Origin of the sequence: Rathayibacter sp. AY1E6 (assembly GCF_002931115.1) — a bacterium.
Classification (GTDB): Bacteria; Actinomycetota; Actinomycetes; order Actinomycetales; family Microbacteriaceae; genus Rathayibacter.
In genome coordinates this window covers 1-16,788 of sequence record NZ_PSVK01000007.1, presented here as the reverse complement: position 1 = coordinate 16,788, position 16,788 = coordinate 1, and the positions used below count along the sequence as shown (strand labels likewise).

Here is a 16,788-nt window from a genome sequence, read left to right as displayed (position 1 = left end):
CTTGACGTTGACGCTGCGTCAACCCGTACCGTCGCTTCCATCACCGCCGGAGTCACCGGCGACGCGGAGACGGAGGGCGCTGTGGAGCAGGAGTGGACCGTGCACGAGGTGGCGCGGCTGGCCGGCACGACCAGTCGGACGCTTCGGCACTACGGGGCCGAGGGACTGCTCCCGGCGAGCCGGGTGGGCGCGAACGGCTACCGCTACTACGACGCCGCCGCGCTCGTGACGCTGCAGCGGATCCTGCTGCTGCGCGACCTCGGTCTCGGGCTGCCCGAGATCGGGCGGATCCTGCGGCGCGACGCGGAGCCGGTGGCCGCTCTCGAGCGGCACCTCGACGTGCTCCAGGAGGAGCGCCGACGGCTCGACCGCCGCATCCGGGCGGTCACCGGGACGATCACCACGATGAGAGAAGGGAACGGGCCGATGGCCGAGGAGATGTTCGACGGGTTCGACCGCGCGGAGCACCGCGAGGAGGTGGAGCGCCGCTGGGGTGCCCCGGCGTACGCCGACGGCGACCGCTGGTGGCGCTCGATGAGCGCGGAGGACCGCGAGCAGTGGCAGCGGCGGCAGGCGGACCTCGCCGACGCGTGGACCGCCGTGGCGGCGAGCGGGGCGGATCCGACCGGGGAGGAGGCGCTCGCGCTGGCCGAGCGGCACCGCGCCTGGCTCGCCGAGGTGCCGGGCACGCCCCGCGACGCGACCGGCGGCCCGAGCGACGAGTACCTGCTCGGGCTCGGCGAGATGTACGTCGACGACGAGCGGTTCGCGGCGCACTACGGCGGAGTCGCCGGCGCCCGGTTCGTCCGCGATGCGCTGCGGGCGCTGGTCGAGCGGCGGGGATGACGGAGGTCTCGTCGGCCGCAACGCGACCCCGCTCCGGAACGGCATGATCGCCTGATGGGACGCATCCGATTCAGCAGTCCGGGCTGGGACGAGGACACCGATCGGGGGCCCGCGCCCGACCCCGACCGTGCCCGGTACTCCCGGGACGACGGGGCGAGGTTCACCGCGATCACGCTCACCTGCCTGTCGGTCCTCCCCGCGATCGTCCTCACGGCCGCGTTCCTCCTCGTGCGACTTCCTCCGCTCGACCGCGACGACCAGCCCGACTGGACGGCGCCGCGCGCGGAGGTCCTGGCTCCGTGGCTGCTGCTGTTCCTGCTCCCACCGCTGGTCACGGGACTGCTCGCCCGTCTGGTCGGCGGGCGGGACTCCTTCCACGGGTTCCTGCCGTCCGCCGCGGTCTGCCTCGTGGTGATGGCGCCGTTCCTCGGCCTCTCGGCCCTGTCGCTCCTCGGCTAGGCGCCGCCTCTCACGCCTGCAGGACCACCGCGCCGTAGTGGGTGCCGGCGCCCGTGCCCACCAGCAGCACCGACTCCCCCGGCTGCACGCGCGAGCGGTGCAGGGCCAACGGGATCGCGCTGCCGATCGTGTTGCCGACCTCGCCGAGCGTGATCGTCATCCGGTCGCGGCCCCAGAGGCGGGCCATGCCCTCGAGCCCGGCGGCGCTGGTCTGGTGCGGGACCACCCGGTCGATGCCGGGGAGCCCTCTCGAGAGACCGGGCCGCACCTCCTCGAGGAACGCCGGGAAGTGCCGCAATGCGTCGACGAGCAGCGCCTTGCCCTGCATGTCGAAGCGGAAGTCGGCGAGCCGGTCGGGCGCCTCCTCGATCCGGATCCGCGAGCCGAAACCGCGCAGCTCCGCGTGGCGCACACCGCTCGGGCGGGTGCGGAAGTGCGTGGTGACCAGGCCCTGCCCCGGAGTCTCGGCGCGTCCGATCACGACGGCGGCGGCCGCGTCGCCGAAGAGCAGGGCGCTCTCGGGCTGGCCCGGGTCGATGCCGCGGCTGCCGCAGTCGGTCGAGACGATGAGCACGGTGTCGGCGCGACCCGTGGCGAGGAGGAATCCCGCCTCCTGCAGAGCGAAGAGGAACGACAGGCAGGTGGCGCCGACGCTGTACGCCGAGACGTCGTCCAGGCCGAGGCCCGCGGCGAGCAGCGCGCCTCCGTCCGGGATCGCCTGCAGCTGGGTCCCCGAGGCGTTGAGCACCACGTCGACCGTGTCGAGCCCGGCCGCCGCGAGCGCCCGACGGGCGGCGAGCAGGCCGAGCTCCAGCGGGTCCTCGTCGTCGGTGACCCAGTGGCGGGTGCGCACGCCGGAGCGGCGCTCGGCCTCGTCGGCGGGCAGGCCGCAGAGCGCGGCGACCTCGGCGGTCGTGACGATCCGCTCGGGCAGCGCTTCGCCCGTGCCGAGGATGCGGAGCGGGAGGAGGTCGGGCACGCGGGCCCCTTCCTGCCCCGGGACGTGCGGAGCGAATCCCTGTATAGCGCGCCTCTGCACCTCCGCGCGCACTGTTCGGCGCGGTTTGACGGCACGGGCCCCCGCCGACACCATGGTCCCGGAGCGGGGGACGGATGGACGCGCGCGGTTTCTGGGTGGTCGTGCCCTTCCTCGACGAGGAGAAGCTGCTCGGCGGCGCCCTCGACGCGCTCGCCCGCCAGACCGATCCGGACTTCACCCTCCTGCTCGTCGACAACGGCAGCACCGACGGCTCGCGCGCCGTGATCGAGGAGTTCCGCCGCCGGTGCCCGGAACGGCAGGTCGCCGTGATCGACGAGGCGCAGAAGGGCACGGGAGCCGCCTCCGACACCGGCTTCCGCCACGCGATCGCCGAGGGCGCGACGGCCGTCGCCCGCACCGACGCCGACTGCCTGCCGAGCGCCGACTGGGTGGCGCGCCTCAGGGCCGACCTCCGCGGCGGCGCCCGTTTCGTCGGCGGCCGCCTGTCCCCGCGGCGGGACGAAGCCGTCTACCGCTGGTACGACGGCGTGCTCGGCACCGCGCTGATCCGCCTGATGGAGCACGCGCCGGGCGTTTTCTACCGCCGCCCCGGCCAGCGGTACCGGATGTTCATGGCCGCCGGCTGCAACCTCGCGATCGAGGCCGCGCTGTACCTCCAGGTCGACGGCTTCCCGCGCTCGAGCATCGACGACACCGACGAGGACCTGGAGCTGCACCTCAAGGTCTGCCAGGTGATCGGGCGGAGCGAGGCGCTGCTCGACAAGCACGCGGTCGTGCTGATGTCGATCCGGAAGGGCAAGGCGCTCGGGTACCTGGGGATCCTGCTCTGGTACTGGGGCCGCAAGCGCGGGCTGGAGGTCGTCGATGTCCGCTGAGCGCCGGCGCCGCGTGCTGATCACCGGGGCGACGGGGTTCCTCGGCGGCTACGCGGTGCGCGAGTTCCTGGCCGCGGGCGACGACGTGCTCGCCACCGGTCGCGCCCCCGAGGCGCTGGCGCGGCTGGAGGAGGAGGGCGCCACGGTCCTCCGCGCCGACCTCGCCGAGCTGGGCGCGACGGACGTCGAGGCCGACGTGCTCGTGCACGCCGCCGCTCTCTCGAGCCCGTGGGGCACGTGGAGCGAGTTCGAGCGCGCGAACGTCGCGGGGACGGAGGCGATGATCGCGCTGGCCGAGCGCTGCGGGGTCCGCCGCTTCGTCTTCGTCTCCTCGCCGAGCATCTACTCCGCCCGGCGCCACCAGTACCTGGTGCGGGAGGAGGAGGTCGACACCGGCAGCCGGATGAGCCTCTACATCCGCAGCAAGATCGAGGCCGAGAGGCTGCTGCAGGAGGCGCGCCGCGCCGGGCGGATCCCCGAGCTCGTGATCCTGCGCCCCCGCGGCCTGATCGGCGTCGGCGACCCCAGCCTCCTCCCCCGCTTCGTCGCGGCCAGTCGCCGCCGCGGCATCCCCCTCTTCGACGGCGGCCGGAACCCCGTCGACATCACCTGCGTCGAGAACGCCGCGCACGCGCTGGTCCTCGCGGCCGACGCTCCCGTGGCCGACGGCGGCGTCTACAACATCACCAACGGCGAGCCCGCTCCGCTCGGCGACCTCCTCGAGCGCTTCTTCGCCGCGATGGGCGAGGAGCCGCGCTTCATCCACGTGGACCTGCGCGTGCTGACCGGGCTCGCCGAGATCCTGGAGCGGGTCTACCGGCTGCTGCCCGGCCGCGAGCCGCCGTTCACCCGCTACACCGTGGCGACCCTCGCCTACGCGCAGACCCTCGACATCTCGCGGGCGCGGACCGAGCTCGGCTACGAGCCGACCGTGCCGCTGGCCGAGGGCATCCGCCGGGTCGGCGAGCACCTGAGGGGGACGCGTGGCTGAGTCGTCGCTGCAGGTGATGGCGTGCGGGAGCACCGTCTTCCCGCTGTCCCGGGTGTTCCGCGGGAAGGGGCTCCCCCGCCGCGTCTTCCCCTCGAACGTCTTCCTCTACACGCACGCGAGCGGCCGACGGGTGCTCGTGGACACGGGCTACCCGCCGACGTTCCGCGGAACGGGCCTCGTCGGACGGCTGTACGAGCGCATCCTGCCCGCGACGGTGCCGGACGACGAGACCGTCGACCAGCGGCTGCTCGCCCTCGGCCTGACCCCGGCCGACGTCGAGTTCGTGGTGCTCACGCACCTGCACCCGGACCACGTGGGCGGCGTGCGCTGGTTCCCGGACGCGACGTTCGTGCTGTCGTCGGGCCAGGTCGCCTCCGTGCGGCGGAACCGCGTGCGCGAGGGGATCTTCCGCGCGCTGCTGCCGCCGTGGTTCGCGGCCGGGATCGTGGCGGACGAGCAGCCCGCGACGACGATCAAGGGGCTGACCGGATTCGACCTGTTCGGCGACGGGTCGCTGCTCGTGGTGCCGCTGCCGGGCCATGCGCGCGGACACCTGGGGGTGATCGTCGAGGGGCGCGTGCTGGTGGCCGGCGACGCGGCGTGGGGGCGGGAGTTCCTCGGCTGGTCCGGGCGCCTGCGCCGGCTGCCGCGGTTCATCAGCGACGACGCACGGGCGCACGAGCGGACCTCCGAGGTGCTCGAGGGTGTGGAGGCGGCGGGGGTGCAGCTGTGCTTCTCGCACGACGCGTATCCGGAGGGGGACGTGCGGCTGGGTGGCGCGGCACCCGTCGGCAGGAAGTCGCCGACCTGACGGCGGGACGGCTCGCGTCGTACCCTCTCGTCCATGACGGACTACGCCCGACCGGCAGTCGCGGACCGCGTCTTCATCGGCGAGGACGGCCGACCCATCCCCTACGGCACTCGCTGGCAGGGTGAGTCGCCTCCGGACGAGAGCTACTCCGTCACGAGAGATCTCGAGCGTTTCCAGCCGCTGCATACCGTCGCGGACGCCCTGCTCGAGCACCTCGAGCGCACCTACGACGTGACGGTCGAGGACGACCCGGCCCTGGCCTCACGAGACGAAGCGGAGATCTCCTGGGCCGCCCGCGCCGTCCGCGTGACGCCGCGGTCGGTCGACGCCGCACCTCTGACGATCGTCTGGACCGTCTTCCCCGGCGTCCTCCTCCACGCCGGAGCACTGCACCGCTTCAACTACCCCGTCTGCGGCTGCGACGCCTGCGACGACGAGTGGACCGCCCTCGCGGACGACCTCGAGCGCACCGTCTTCGACGTCGTCGCGGGCCGCTACGAGGAGAGCATCGCCGCCGGGAAGGACGGCATCATCGTCGGCTACCGCATCGGGAGCGGCAGTGAGCTCGGCTGGTCGAGCGGCTACAGCAACGACGTCGGGGTGCATCACAGGATCGGCCACGACGGGCAGCAGCTGACCGCGCCCTTCAGTCGAGTGTGGGAGGCCTGGCCGGAACGCTGACGCCGCGGCCGGCCGATCCTCGCGAGGTCATCGACCTTGTCCGAAAAGTGAGGCGCCTCCCGCGTCGGGCCGCGAGATCTCGAGTTCCGATGCTCGACCAGCCGGCGGTCGTCAGCGGGGCAGGTGCTCGTAGGGGACGCGGCGGCTCAGCCAGGCGAGCAGCCCGGCGGCGAGCGCCGCGATCGCGGCAGGGATGAGCAGCAGCCAGAGGGCCGAGGTCACGGCGACGAGGACGAGCGCCGCCGCGGCGACGCCGGCGCCGATCGCGAAGTTCCAGCGCACATCCGTCGCCACTCCGCCCTCAGGACGCGCCCACAGCACGACGAGGGCCGTCGCGATCGGCCCGAGCAGCAGCCCCAGCACGAACCAGCGCCAGCGCGAGCGGCCCTTCTGCTCGGCGAGACCGGCGGTGACGATCGCGAGTCCGAACCAGATCCAACCGGAGTCCTGGGTGAGTGTCATGCGTGGAGCCTAGGGCGCGGGCAGGATCGCCCCGGAGAGGTCGCCGGTCGGGAGCGTGGGCCCGTCGCCCGCGTCTCCCGCCCAGCGGTCCCCGGCACGGCGCCGAATTCCTCCGCTACCCGGGCACCACCACGAAGGCGACGCCGACGACGAGGCCCAGCACGAGAGCCACCGAGCCGAACCCGATCAGGAGGGCGAACGTCAGCGGACGGGTCTCGCGGAAGCTCATCGTCCCGGGGATCAGCTCGTTGATCTCGGCGGGGCCGAGCGTCTTCTCCGCGACGGGCGGCGCCTCGATCTTCCGCCGACGAGCGGCTCCGGTCAGGCGCGCCCACACGCTCCGGCTACCGGTGTGCACGCCACGCGCCGCCGGCATGAGCGGCGTCGTCACGGCGGCGACGACGGCCCGCAGATCCTCGAGCTCCCAGTCCGCCCCGCGGAGCCGCAGCGACCGGCTTCCGTCCGACAAGAACAGGATGAGCGACGGCGGCAGATCGATCCCCTCACTGTTGGGGCCGGCGGGCACCCATGCGAGCAGCGCCTTCACCGACGGGTCGGCCCGCTCGAAGATCACGACCCTGCCTCGAGCGTCCGTGCACTCGATCGCCCGGTCCGAGATCCGGAGGGACGCGGTGGCGAGGAAGTGCCGGTTGCGGAGCGCCAGCACTCCGACGATCACCAGAGCCATCACGGTGGCGAAGCCGAACAGCCCGAGGTAGACGGCCAGCGCCGCACCTCGGTCGTCGGCGACCACGACTCCCCAGACGCTCCCCGCCAGCAGGACCAGCGCGGGGAGCACGGCAACCGGCCTCAGGCGTCGCGACTCGTTCTTCTGCCGGGCCCTCGAGGGCCGGAACTCGCGAACCGGCTCCGAGCGGTCCGTCCGTCGCCGTTCCATCAGACGGACGCGACGGACGGAGAGCCGGTGCGGACGCGGTTCCGAAGAGGGTCGTCGAGGCTGCGGCGCATGGCGTCAGGGTAGCGGTGGCGTTTGGTCGTGCCGCGCGGGACGTCGGCTGACGACAGGTCGGCCCCTCCCGGGGTGCCGGCGCCGAGCACGATCATCCGAGCGAGGGCTCGTCCGGGTCGACAGACTGGGCTGGTGTCCTCACCGATGACGATCCGCGCCGTGCCGACCTCGGCCCGGCGTGAGGAGATGCACCTCAGGTTCCATCTCGCAGAGAGCAGGCCGGTGCTGCCTCTCGCGGCCGTCCCCGGCGATCGGCCTCCTCAGGACCTTCCGTACCGGGCAGCGCACTCGACGCACGCGCGACGCCGGGCGCGGCGGCAGCCCGCCGGGGGCCGAGCGCCCTGACGCGACTCCCGCGCCGCCGGCGACACGACGCCCCCACTCGACGCACGCACCTACCCACTCCAGACAGGACCCGCCATGACCTCCTCCCTCTCCCACCCGGCGAGCCGCTGGGCTCTCGACCACATGCCCCTCACCGCGCAGGCCGTCCGGGAGCTCGCTCCGGTGCTCTCCGGGAAGAAGCTGGCGATCTGCCTCCACGTCGAGCCCAAGACCGCCGCCCTCGTCTCGCTCCTCGTCGAGGCCGGGATGGACATCGCTCTGACGGGCTCGCCCGGAACCACGAAGGACGACGTCGCCGACGACCTCCGCGCCCTCGGCGTGCACGTGCACACGAAGCAGAGCGACGGCGAAGCGGAGCACCTCCGCAACATCGAGAAGGTGCTCGAGCACGATCCCGATCTCACCCTCGACAACGGCGCCGACCTGACTCTCCGGCTCATCAACTCGGGCGTCCCGGACCACTACCTCGGCGGCACCGAGGAGACCACCACCGGCGGCATCCGCCTGCGGGAGACCAGCGCGACCCTCCCGCGACCGGTCGTCGTCATCAACGACTCGCCCCTCAAGCTGATCGTCGAGAACGAGTACGGGGTCGGCCAGAGCGTCGTCCAGGGCTTCATGAACGCCACGAACCTCATGATCCCGGGCACCCGCGCCGCGGTCATCGGCTACGGCCCGTGCGGGCGCGGGGTCGCCGACACCCTCTCGCAGCTCGGAGCGCGGGTCTCCGTCGCGGACGTCGACCCGATCCGCTCGCTGCAGGCGATCCTCCGCGGCCACCGCGTCGGACCCGTCGCCGACGTCCTCTCGGACGCGCAGTTCGTCTTCACCGCCACCGGCGCACCCGGCGTCATCGGCGCGGCGGAGATCGACGCGTTCGCCGACGGCGCCGTGATCGCCGGCGTCGGCCACTTCCCGTGGGAGATCGACGAGGACGCCCTCGCGGCCGCCACGGAGTCGACCACCGAGTTCGCCGACGGCCAGCGCCGGCAGGGCATCCGCCTGAAGAACGGCAAGCGGATCATCCGCCTCGAGAACGGCCGGATGATCAACCTCACCGCGGCCGGCGGCAACCCGATCCAGGCGATGGACCTCGGCCTGACCCTGCAGGCCCGGAGCCTCGCCGCCGTCGTCACCGCGGACCTCGACGCCGCCGTGCAGCCCGTCCCGGCCGACGTCGAGCACCGCATCGCGACCGACCTCGTCGCCCTCCTCAGCCGCTGAGCGGCGAGCGGCGGGTCCTCGGCGGCGATCCGCGGGGCGGCGGCGGCGCACCTCAGAAGACGGCGATCGGATTGACCGGAACGCCGGTGAGCCCGAGCAGGCGCGGTGGGGCCACGCTGAGCAGGAACGACCAGCGGGACAGCTCGGCGCAGACCACGGCGAGCTGCTCCACGTCCGCACTGTCGATGAGGGGCTGCCCAGCCGTGCGAGCGCGACCATGTGCATCGGCATCGGCATCTCGGGATCGTGAGGGGGGAAGCTGTCGCCGATGTCCCCCGCGTAGAGCGCTACGCCCCGCTCGTGCATCCAGGTCACGGCGTCGACGGTCATGCCGGGGGCCTGCTCCTCCGAGTCCCAGGAGAAGCCCCACCCGCTGCGGACGACGAGCGCGTCGCCGGACTGCAGGGGGACGCCTCCCCGGCGCTCGGCCGCGTCGAGGTCGGCGGCGACGATCGCGTGCGCCGCCGGCAGCCTCGCCTGCGGCGCGAGGTCGAGGAGGACTCCGCGCGTGACGATGCCCTCGGCGAACGAGGAGGTGGATCCGTGCATCACTCCGCCGGCGGTGACGGCTTCGGCGAGAGGCCGGCCCGGGTAGACGACTCCGTCGTCGACGGGCAGGTGCGCGAACGCGTCGAGGTGGGTCATCGCCGGGTGGTGCGGAGTCATGATCAGCACCTCGGACATGCCCATCGGAGGGGTACCGGTGTAGAGGAGCGCCTGCTGCACCGGGGGCGACGGCGGAGCGGCGGGCGCGAAGGGGCCGCCCAGCATCGACGCGGGAGCCACGGGGAGGGCGAGCGAGACCCAGCGGCCGGTCCTCACCTCCTCCGCGGCACGTCGCCGTGCGGCGTCGTCGATGAGGGTGAGCGTGCCGAGCTCGTCCTCCGCGCCCCATCGGCCTCGGTCGTCGGGGAGCTGCGTGCCGGTCATGGGATGTCCTGTCGGATCGATGTGGTCCGGGGTGTGGTGCACACTCCAGGGAGGGGACTGCAGAAGCAGGTCCCTGCAGGCTACCTCGTGAAGCAGGTTCCTGTTTCTTTGAATCACCCGGGAGGGATGTCGGCGTGGACGACGACGAGGGACTCGAGGCCGTCCTCGGCTGGAACGCGGTCAAGGTCGCGCGGATCATCGGCGCGCGCATCACCGCCGGGCTCGCGGAGCACGACGTGAGCCTGATGCAGTTCGGCGTCCTCTCCTGCCTCACCGGCGGAGCGCAGCTGACCTCGGCCGAGATCGCCCGCGCGGTCTTCGTCCGCCCGCAGACGATGTCCGAGGTCCTCGACGGCATGGAGCGGCGAGGGCTGATCGAGCGTGTCGGAGTCCGCGGGAAGGGCCGACGCACCCCCGTCCGCACGACCGCCGACGGGGAGCGCGTCCTCACCGCGGCGCGCGCGGTCGCGCTCGCGACCAACGACCTCAGCGACGTCGGCCTGAGCGCCCCCGCCGCCCAGCAGCTGAACGACCTCCTGCTCACCGTCATCCGGAACGCCGAGGAGCCGACGGGAGCCGGGTTCGGGTCCTGACGAGGTCGAAGCCGGGCTTCGGAGCATCGCCGATGCAGGACCTCGTCCAGACGGTGTTCACAACGAACAAGGACGGATCTGCTCCAGGATCCCGCGATCCGCGCGGAACGGGCGCCGGAGCCTCATCCTTCCTCCGTCGTGAACAGGATCAGCCGAGCGGGGCCGACGAAGGACGTCCGCCCGGGCGCCCTCTTCCGGACGTGGCCGGAAGAGGGCATTGCCCACGGCGCTCGCAGCTGTCACGGTCGCAGGGCGGCCGACGACGGCCGACCCGACCGGAAGACCCCATGCGCCTCCGAAGCACTGTCCGCCCGCTCGCGCTCCTCACCGGCGCCCTCCTCCTCGGGACCGGCCTCGCCGCCCTCGACGGGCCGCTCACCGGCACCGCGGCCGCGGCTCACGCGGCCGACGCTCCCGTCGCGGGCGGGCGCGTCGTGGGCTGGGGATACGACGAGGACGGTCGGACGAGCGCCCCCGAGGATCTGACCGACGCCGTCTCCATCGCGGCCGGCCAGTACTACGGCGTCGCGGCGAGGAGCGACGGCACAGTGGCCGTCTGGGGTGACAATCTCGAAGGCGACCCCCTCCCGGCGGACGACCTCCGCGGCGTCGCGGCCGTCTCCCCCGATCTGGCGCTTCTCGAGGACGGCACCGTCGCGCCGCTCTTCCCCCCGGAGGACCGGTACACCGAGCCGCCGGCGGGGCTGAGCGGCGTCACCGCGATCGACTCGAGCGGCACCCACAGCGTCGCGCTCCGCGACGACGGGACAGTGGCGATCTGGGGGTACGACCAGGGGCGAGTGCTGGAGGCGCCTCCCGGTCTGGACGACGTCGTGGCGATCTCCGCCGCGTCCTTCCACACCCTCGCCGTCACGAGCGACGGCAGCGTCGTGAGCTGGGGCTACGACGGCCCCGACGACATCTTCGCGGGCTACTCCGACATCGTCGCGGTCGCGGCGGGACGGACCCACGACCTCGCCGTCCGCGCCGACGGCAGCGTCGTCGCCGAGGGGAGCGACAGGGACGGAGAGAGCGACGTCCCCGCCGGGCTGACCGGTGTCGTCGCGGTCGCCGCCGGGTACGGGCACAGCGTGGCGCTCCGCGAGGACGGCACCGTCGCCGCCTGGGGCGACGACGGTGCCGGCCAGTCCACGGTTCCCGCAGGACTGAAGGGGGTCACCTCGATCGACGCCGGCTACGGCTTCACCCTCGCCACCGGGACCCGTCCCGTCCTCACGGCTGCCGCGCCTCCCACGGCGACGGTCGGCACTCCGTTCTCCTTCGCCTTCGGAGGGGATGCGCGCCTCGCGGACCACACCCTCGCCAGCGGGACGCTCCCGCCCGGACTGACCCTGACTCCCGAGGGGTTCGTGACGGGCACGCCCGCAGAACCCGGAACCTCCGACTTCACCGTCACCGCGACCAACTCCTTCGGAACGACCACCATCGCCTCCCGGCGGATCACCGTCGAGGCCGCCCCGCCTGCACCCGTCGCGCCGACGATCAGCGGAACCGTCGCAGCCGGCGTCGTCGGCTCGGACTACGAATTCACCTACGCGGTCGCGGGAACTCCGGCGCCCGTCGTGACCGTGTCGTCGGGCGCCCTGCCCCCGGGTCTCACCCTCGATCCGACGGGGCGCCTCACCGGCACTCCGACCAGGACCGGCGCCTACGTCTTCACCGTGCAGGCCGCCAGCACCGCCGGAACCGCGACCGCGCAGAGCACTCTCACCGTGTCCCCTGCGTCCGCGACCGCGAAGGCCGACCTTCGCGTCGACGTCTCCGCTCCGACCACCGCGGTGAAGGGGAGGACGTTCACGTACACGCTCATCACGAAGAACGCCGGACCCTCCACGTCGACGTCCGTCTACTCGAAGGTGATCCTCCCGCCGGGGGTGCGGTTCGTCTCCGCAACGGGGAAGTACACCCGTATCGGCAGCGTCGTGGTCTTCCAGCGCTCCAGCCTCGGCAACGGGCGGACATCCACCGAGAAGATCACCGTCACGGCCGTGAGCGCAGGCACGGGCACAGCGCTCGCAACCACCTTCTCCGTGAGGACTCCGGATCCGTCGATCCGCAGCAACGCCGACACCGCTGCCACCACCGTCCGCTGAGGAGGGTCGGGCGGGCGACGAGACCCTCCCGCCCGTCCTCGGGCATCACGCCGGGCGCAGCCAGTCCGTGATCGCGCTGACGACGCGGTCGAGGTGGGACTCGAGCAGGAAGTGCCCGCCGTCGACGAGCTCGATGCGCGCGTGAGGCGCGTCGCGGAGGAACGCCTGGGCGCCGGCGGGGGCGAAGATCTCGTCGTTCCGGCCCCAGACGGCGAGGACGGGGACTCCGGACTCGCGGATCCACGCCTGCACGGCGGGGTACAGGGCGCGGTTCGTGGCGTAGTCGCGGAAGAGCGCCAGCTGCACGTCGTCCTGGCCGGGGCGGGCGAGGAGCGCGAGGTCGTGCTCCCAGGCGTCCGGGTCGACGGTGCTGGGATCGGGGACACCGTGGGTGTACTGCCATTCGACGGCCTCCCGGCCGAGAGCCGGCCGGAGGGCGTCGCGCGTCTCGTCGGTCCGCTCGGCGGCGTCGGCCCAGATCGGGTCCCAGAAGTCGGGCACGAAGCCCTCCTCGTAGGCGTTGCCGTTCTGCGAGATCACGGCGACGACCGCGGACGGATCGGCGAGGGCGAGGCGCCAGCCGACGGGGGCGCCGTAGTCCTGGACGTAGATCGTGTACCGGGTCACCCCGATGGTCTCGAGGAAGCGGCCGGTCACCGCGGTCAGGGCGGCGAACGTGTAGTCGAAGTCCTCGACGGAGGGCGCGGACGAGCGCCCGAAGCCGATGTGGTCGGGGGCGATGACGCGGTAGTGGCCGGCGAGGGCGGGGAGGAGATGGCGGAACATGTGCGAGCTGCTCGGGTACCCGTGCAGCAGCAGGAGGACGGGCGCGTCGACGGGACCGGCCTCCCGCCAGAAGACGTCGAGTCCGTCGACGGACACGGTGCGGTGATGGACGACGACCATGGCTAACCCCTACAAGTCGATTTACTGGTTAGTCGGACGCTAGCATGGATCGAACGGGCCGCACGGCGCGGGAGGACGGGGAACGATGGATCGGGACGAGGAGCTGCTCCTGGCGGTGCTGAACAGCGCGCCGGTGGTGGACGGACGGCCGACGGACGACCTCGGCGACGCGGCCGGTCGCGAGCTCGCCCGGCGGTGGGGCGGAGTCGGCACCGAGGACGAGCTCGAGCGGCTGCGCCGCGCCCGCGACGCGCTCCAGGCGGTCGTGCGGTCGGGCGCGCCCGCGGCCGTCGCGGAGCTCGCGGACCTGGTCGCGCGCGCCGTGCGCACCCCGCGCGTCACCGATGAGGGCGTCGTGTGGGAGCTGAGCGCTCCCGAACCGGATCGACTCGCGGTGGAATCGGTCCTCGCCTGGTCCGCTGTGAACGCCCGGTTCCCCGGGCGGCTCCGCGCCTGCGCGAACGACGAGTGCAACCTCTTCCTCCTCGACCGCAGCCGCCCCGGCACCGCCAAGTGGTGCTCGATGGCGACGTGCGGCAACCGGATGAAGGCCCGCGCGCACGCGAGCCGGTCGCGGGACTGAGGGCGGCCGGGAGGCGCAGCGGCGAACGCTAGGCGCCGCGCAGCCGGGCCGTCGATGCGGACGCCTGCGCTCGAGCCCGTTGCAGGGCGCCCTCGCGTCCGGCCGCGTCGAGGCGGGCGGGACCGTAGGTGACCACCGGGGGCAGGACGTCGTAGCCGACGAACTCGAGCATCCCGCGATGGATGTGGAAGAGGAACGACTGCAGGTCGCCGTAGCCGTCGGCGGCGCCGGGCGCGAAGGCCGCCTCGCCGCCGCCCGTCGTCAGCAGGAGCATCGCGCTCCTGCCGCGCAGGCCGCCCTCGGCGAAGACGCCGTGCTCGCCTCCGAACGTCGCGCCCATCACGAAGACCCGGTCGATCCAGCCCTTCATGATCGCCGGCATCGAGAACCACCACAGGGGGAACGAGAGCACCAGGAGATCCGCCTGCAGCAGCTCGTCGAGATCGCTCGTGACGGGCTCCCCGAGCGTCTTCTCGAGGACCGCGGTCATCTGCTGCGCCTGCGGCTTGAAGTAGCCGGAGCCGGCCGCGAACTGGTCGCGGTGCAGCACCGGGTCCCGGCCCTCGGCGTACAGGTCGAGCCGGCGCACCTCCATGCCGTCGGCCCTCAGCTGCTCGAGGACCGCGTCCGCCTGCGCCGAGGAGAAGGACCGCTCCTCGGGATGGGCGTGGACGAGCAGAGCACGGCGAGCGGGAGCGGTCTCGGAAGCATCGGTCATGCCGCCGATCATATCGACGATTTGCGATACGTCGCTAGATCGACGCTCCGAGCCGCTTCAGGAGCCCGTCGACGTCGGCGTCGCTCCTCCGGTAGTGGGTGTACTTCCCCACGCGCGTCGAGCGGACGAGGCCCGCGCGCTCCAGGGATCCCATGTACGACGAGATGGTCGACTGCGCGAGACCGCTCTTCGCGGCGAGATGCGTGACGCAGACCCCGAACTCGGCGCGGTCGGCGATCGGCTCGAACTCGCTGAACGACGCCTCAGGAGAGCGGAGCCACTCCATGATCTGCAGTCGCGTGGGATTGCCCAGCGCCTTCAGCACCTCGACCAGTCCCGTGTCCACCGCGCCATTCTCCCCTGCTCGCCGACCGGGCGCCTCCGCGCCGGAATCACCCTCCGCCCGGACGCACCCCGCTCATGGCAGCAGGATCACCTTGCCGTCGAGCGTTCGGGACTCGGCGAGCTCCATCGCCTCGACGATCCCCGTGAGCGGGAAGCGGGCGGCGATGTTGGCCGTCAGCGAGCCGTCGGCGAGGAGTCCGAGCACGCGGCCGAGGTCCTCCTCGAGCCTCGCACGGAAGCGCGCGGGGCGCAGCGAGTGGCCCGCCCAGAGGTCGTAGAAGGCCGCGCGCCGGCCGTTGGGGGCCAGCTGGTAGGCCTGGATCCGCGCGAGCTGGCGGAGGAACGGGGGCCAGATGCTCCCGGTGCTCGCGCTGACGATCGCGTAGGCGACGAGGGTGCCGCCGGGCGCGAGCAGCGACCACGCCAGCCGGGTCGTCGCTCCGCCGACGTTGTCGAACACGGCCTGCACTCCGCCGGGAGCGAGCTCGCGCACGCGAGCGGCGAGGTCGGGATCGGCGTAGTCGACGGGCTCCACTCCGGCCGCTCGGAGGGCCTCGTGGTGGCGGGGCGAGGCGGCGCCGATCACGCGGATCCCCTCGAGGCGGGCGAGGCGGTGCACGAGGCCGCCGACTCCGCCGTTCGCGCCGAACAGGAGGATCGTGTCGCCGCGGGAGACCCGGGCCGAGCGGTGCAGCATCTGCCACGCCGTCACTCCGTTGACCACGACGGCCTCGGCGTCCTCGGACGCGACTCCGTCGGGGACGAGAACGCAGTCGCGGGCGGCTACGCGGGCGTGACCCGTCCAGCCGCCGGTCTTGGTGAGGGCGGCGACGCGGCGGCCCTCGAGCGACGCGTCGCCGCCGGGGCCGACCGCGAGGAGCCGGCCGACGAGGTCGTAGCCGGGCGTGAAGGGGAACGGCGGCTGGGCGAAGTAGCGGCCGCGGCGCATCGACTGCTCGGCGAACGAGATGCCGGTGGCCTCGACGGCGACGAGCAGCTCGCCGGCCGCGGGCGGCTCGACCGGCGCCTGCTCGAGGAGCAGTCCGGACGGCTCGACGATCCCGGGGAGGACGACGCGGCTGGTGGTGCGGGGAAGGGTGGTGGTCACGAGGGGCTCCTGGAGGTGGTTGGTGAGTGACTGGACAGTCACAACGGCGGACATGAGAAAGAGGGTGGCGAAGAGGAGGAGGAAGAGGAGGGAGAGGGAAGGACCGCGTACTCAGTCGCGGTGCCGGATGCCGTCGGAGACGATGCGGGCCCACTCGGAGTCGACGCCGCCGAGGTCGGTCTGCACGATCAGGTGACAGAGCTGCCCGTAGGCGACGAAGCGCTGCACGGCCGGGCCGTCGGCTCCGGAGACGACGGTGACCGTCCGGACGACCGCGGAGATCCCGCGGCGCACCGCCTCGCGGATCTCGGGGACGTCGCACGCGCTCTGCGCCTGCGACTGCAGCATGATCAGGTCGCGGTCGGCGATCAGGTCGATGTAGGCGACGGTCATCGCCTCGAGCCGGTCGACCGGGTCCGAGGAGGGCGAGGCCTCCCCCGCCGCCGCGAGCGTGGTCGCCACCTGCTCGTAGCAGCGGTCGACCGCGGCGACGAAGACGCCGAGCTTGCCCGGGAACAGGCGGAAGACGTAGGCGGGCGAGACGCCGGCCTCGGCCGCGACCTCGGTGATCGGGGTCGCGGCGTATCCGGTGCGCGCGAACACGTGGAGCGCCGCCGCGGTGATCCGCTCGCGCTGCGCCTCGGCGGTGGAGCGGGTGGAGGGGGTGGGCATGTGACTGATTGAACACTTACTTCGCTCGTGTGTCAAGAGGGGCGGCCGGACGGATAGAGACAGCGGCCCCGCTCAGGGGCACCCCACGATCCGGTCCGGCACGCGGCAAGGGCAGGCCTACCGATCGTGGAGCCCGCCACACACCCCCCTACCCC

General features: G+C 72.9%; 18 protein-coding genes and 1 pseudogene. 10 read left to right on the top strand and 9 right to left on the bottom strand.

Going from position 1 to position 16,788, the window contains the following annotated elements; genetic code table 11:
• Positions 1-81 precede the first annotated feature (81 nt).
• A complete protein-coding gene (locus C5C46_RS08180; RefSeq protein ID WP_104226343.1) occupies positions 82-846 on the top strand; it encodes a TipAS antibiotic-recognition domain-containing protein in 765 nt (254 codons plus the stop codon).
• Between the two features lie 54 nt (positions 847-900).
• Positions 901-1,305: a hypothetical protein gene (locus tag C5C46_RS08175; protein WP_104226342.1), complete on the top strand. Its 405-nt coding sequence runs from the start codon at positions 901-903 to the stop codon at positions 1,303-1,305.
• A gap of 10 nt (positions 1,306-1,315) precedes the next feature.
• On the opposite strand, the gene C5C46_RS08170 is transcribed toward C5C46_RS08175, so the two are convergent.
• The gene (locus C5C46_RS08170) at positions 1,316-2,284 is read right to left on the bottom strand and encodes a 3-oxoacyl-ACP synthase III family protein (RefSeq protein WP_219812275.1); all 969 of its coding nucleotides are present in this window, start codon (positions 2,282-2,284) and stop codon (positions 1,316-1,318) included.
• Positions 2,285-2,418: 134 nt separating this feature from the next.
• Between C5C46_RS08170 and C5C46_RS08165 the strand changes: the two genes are divergently transcribed.
• From C5C46_RS08165 to C5C46_RS08150, 4 genes are read left to right on the top strand one after another with little or no spacing between them, the layout of a single operon-like run.
• Positions 2,419-3,180, top strand: a complete 762-nt coding sequence (locus C5C46_RS08165) for a glycosyltransferase family A protein (protein ID WP_104226340.1) — start codon at positions 2,419-2,421, stop codon at positions 3,178-3,180.
• Positions 3,170-4,171, top strand: a complete 1,002-nt coding sequence (locus tag C5C46_RS08160; RefSeq protein WP_104226339.1) for an NAD(P)-dependent oxidoreductase — start codon at positions 3,170-3,172, stop codon at positions 4,169-4,171. The genes C5C46_RS08165 and C5C46_RS08160 overlap by 11 nt, the downstream gene beginning before the upstream one ends.
• On the top strand, positions 4,164-4,982 hold the full coding sequence (locus C5C46_RS08155) for an MBL fold metallo-hydrolase (RefSeq protein WP_104226338.1): 819 nt from the start codon (positions 4,164-4,166) through the stop codon (positions 4,980-4,982). The genes C5C46_RS08160 and C5C46_RS08155 overlap by 8 nt, the downstream gene beginning before the upstream one ends.
• A gap of 33 nt (positions 4,983-5,015) precedes the next feature.
• On the top strand, positions 5,016-5,663 hold the full coding sequence (locus C5C46_RS08150; RefSeq protein ID WP_104226337.1) for a DUF6226 family protein: 648 nt from the start codon (positions 5,016-5,018) through the stop codon (positions 5,661-5,663).
• A gap of 111 nt (positions 5,664-5,774) precedes the next feature.
• Here C5C46_RS08150 and C5C46_RS08145 read toward each other — a convergent pair whose 3' ends face one another.
• Both C5C46_RS08145 and C5C46_RS08140 read right to left on the bottom strand, forming a co-directional pair.
• Positions 5,775-6,125, bottom strand: coding sequence for a hypothetical protein (locus C5C46_RS08145; protein WP_104226336.1), 351 nt, complete (start codon positions 6,123-6,125; stop codon positions 5,775-5,777).
• 115 nt (positions 6,126-6,240) lie between these two features.
• Positions 6,241-6,924: a hypothetical protein gene (locus C5C46_RS08140; protein ID WP_104226335.1), complete on the bottom strand. Its 684-nt coding sequence runs from the start codon at positions 6,922-6,924 to the stop codon at positions 6,241-6,243.
• 591 nt (positions 6,925-7,515) lie between these two features.
• On the opposite strand from C5C46_RS08140, the gene C5C46_RS08135 reads away from it, so the two are divergent.
• Positions 7,516-8,664, top strand: a complete 1,149-nt coding sequence (locus C5C46_RS08135; protein WP_104226334.1) for an adenosylhomocysteinase — start codon at positions 7,516-7,518, stop codon at positions 8,662-8,664.
• A 330-nt stretch (positions 8,665-8,994) separates the two neighbouring features.
• On the opposite strand, the pseudogene C5C46_RS17425 reads toward C5C46_RS08135, so the two are convergent.
• Positions 8,995-9,309: pseudogene (locus tag C5C46_RS17425) on the bottom strand (cyclase family protein); the annotation flags it as partial.
• Positions 9,310-9,728: 419 nt separating this feature from the next.
• Between C5C46_RS17425 and C5C46_RS08125 the strand changes: the two are divergent.
• Together C5C46_RS08125 and C5C46_RS08120 are read left to right on the top strand one after the other, a co-directional pair.
• Positions 9,729-10,187 (top strand): MarR family winged helix-turn-helix transcriptional regulator, encoded by a 459-nt coding sequence (locus C5C46_RS08125; protein ID WP_219812274.1) that lies wholly within the window; start codon positions 9,729-9,731, stop codon positions 10,185-10,187.
• Between the two features lie 287 nt (positions 10,188-10,474).
• On the top strand, positions 10,475-12,301 hold the full coding sequence (locus tag C5C46_RS08120; RefSeq protein ID WP_104226333.1) for a putative Ig domain-containing protein: 1,827 nt from the start codon (positions 10,475-10,477) through the stop codon (positions 12,299-12,301).
• Between the two features lie 45 nt (positions 12,302-12,346).
• Here C5C46_RS08120 and C5C46_RS08115 read toward each other — a convergent pair whose 3' ends face one another.
• Entirely contained in the window at positions 12,347-13,207 is an 861-nt protein-coding gene (locus C5C46_RS08115; protein ID WP_104226332.1) for an alpha/beta fold hydrolase, read from the bottom strand.
• Positions 13,208-13,292: 85 nt separating this feature from the next.
• Here C5C46_RS08115 and C5C46_RS08110 point away from each other — a divergent pair, with 85 nt between their 5' ends.
• A complete protein-coding gene (locus tag C5C46_RS08110; RefSeq protein WP_104226331.1) occupies positions 13,293-13,790 on the top strand; it encodes a CGNR zinc finger domain-containing protein in 498 nt (165 codons plus the stop codon).
• 28 nt (positions 13,791-13,818) lie between these two features.
• Here the strand turns inward: C5C46_RS08110 and C5C46_RS08105 are convergent, their stop codons facing one another.
• The 4 genes from C5C46_RS08105 to C5C46_RS08090 form a co-directional block, all read right to left on the bottom strand.
• On the bottom strand, positions 13,819-14,508 hold the full coding sequence (locus tag C5C46_RS08105; RefSeq protein ID WP_104226412.1) for an NAD(P)H-dependent oxidoreductase: 690 nt from the start codon (positions 14,506-14,508) through the stop codon (positions 13,819-13,821).
• A 34-nt stretch (positions 14,509-14,542) separates the two neighbouring features.
• Complete coding sequence (locus tag C5C46_RS08100) at positions 14,543-14,854, bottom strand: helix-turn-helix transcriptional regulator (protein ID WP_244230566.1); 312 nt, start codon at positions 14,852-14,854, stop codon at positions 14,543-14,545.
• A gap of 72 nt (positions 14,855-14,926) precedes the next feature.
• Positions 14,927-16,015, bottom strand: a complete 1,089-nt coding sequence (locus tag C5C46_RS08095) for a medium chain dehydrogenase/reductase family protein (RefSeq protein WP_104226330.1) — start codon at positions 16,013-16,015, stop codon at positions 14,927-14,929.
• Positions 16,016-16,072: 57 nt separating this feature from the next.
• Positions 16,073-16,633 (bottom strand): TetR/AcrR family transcriptional regulator, encoded by a 561-nt coding sequence (locus C5C46_RS08090; protein ID WP_104226329.1) that lies wholly within the window; start codon positions 16,631-16,633, stop codon positions 16,073-16,075.
• Between the last annotated feature and the right edge of the window lie 155 nt (positions 16,634-16,788).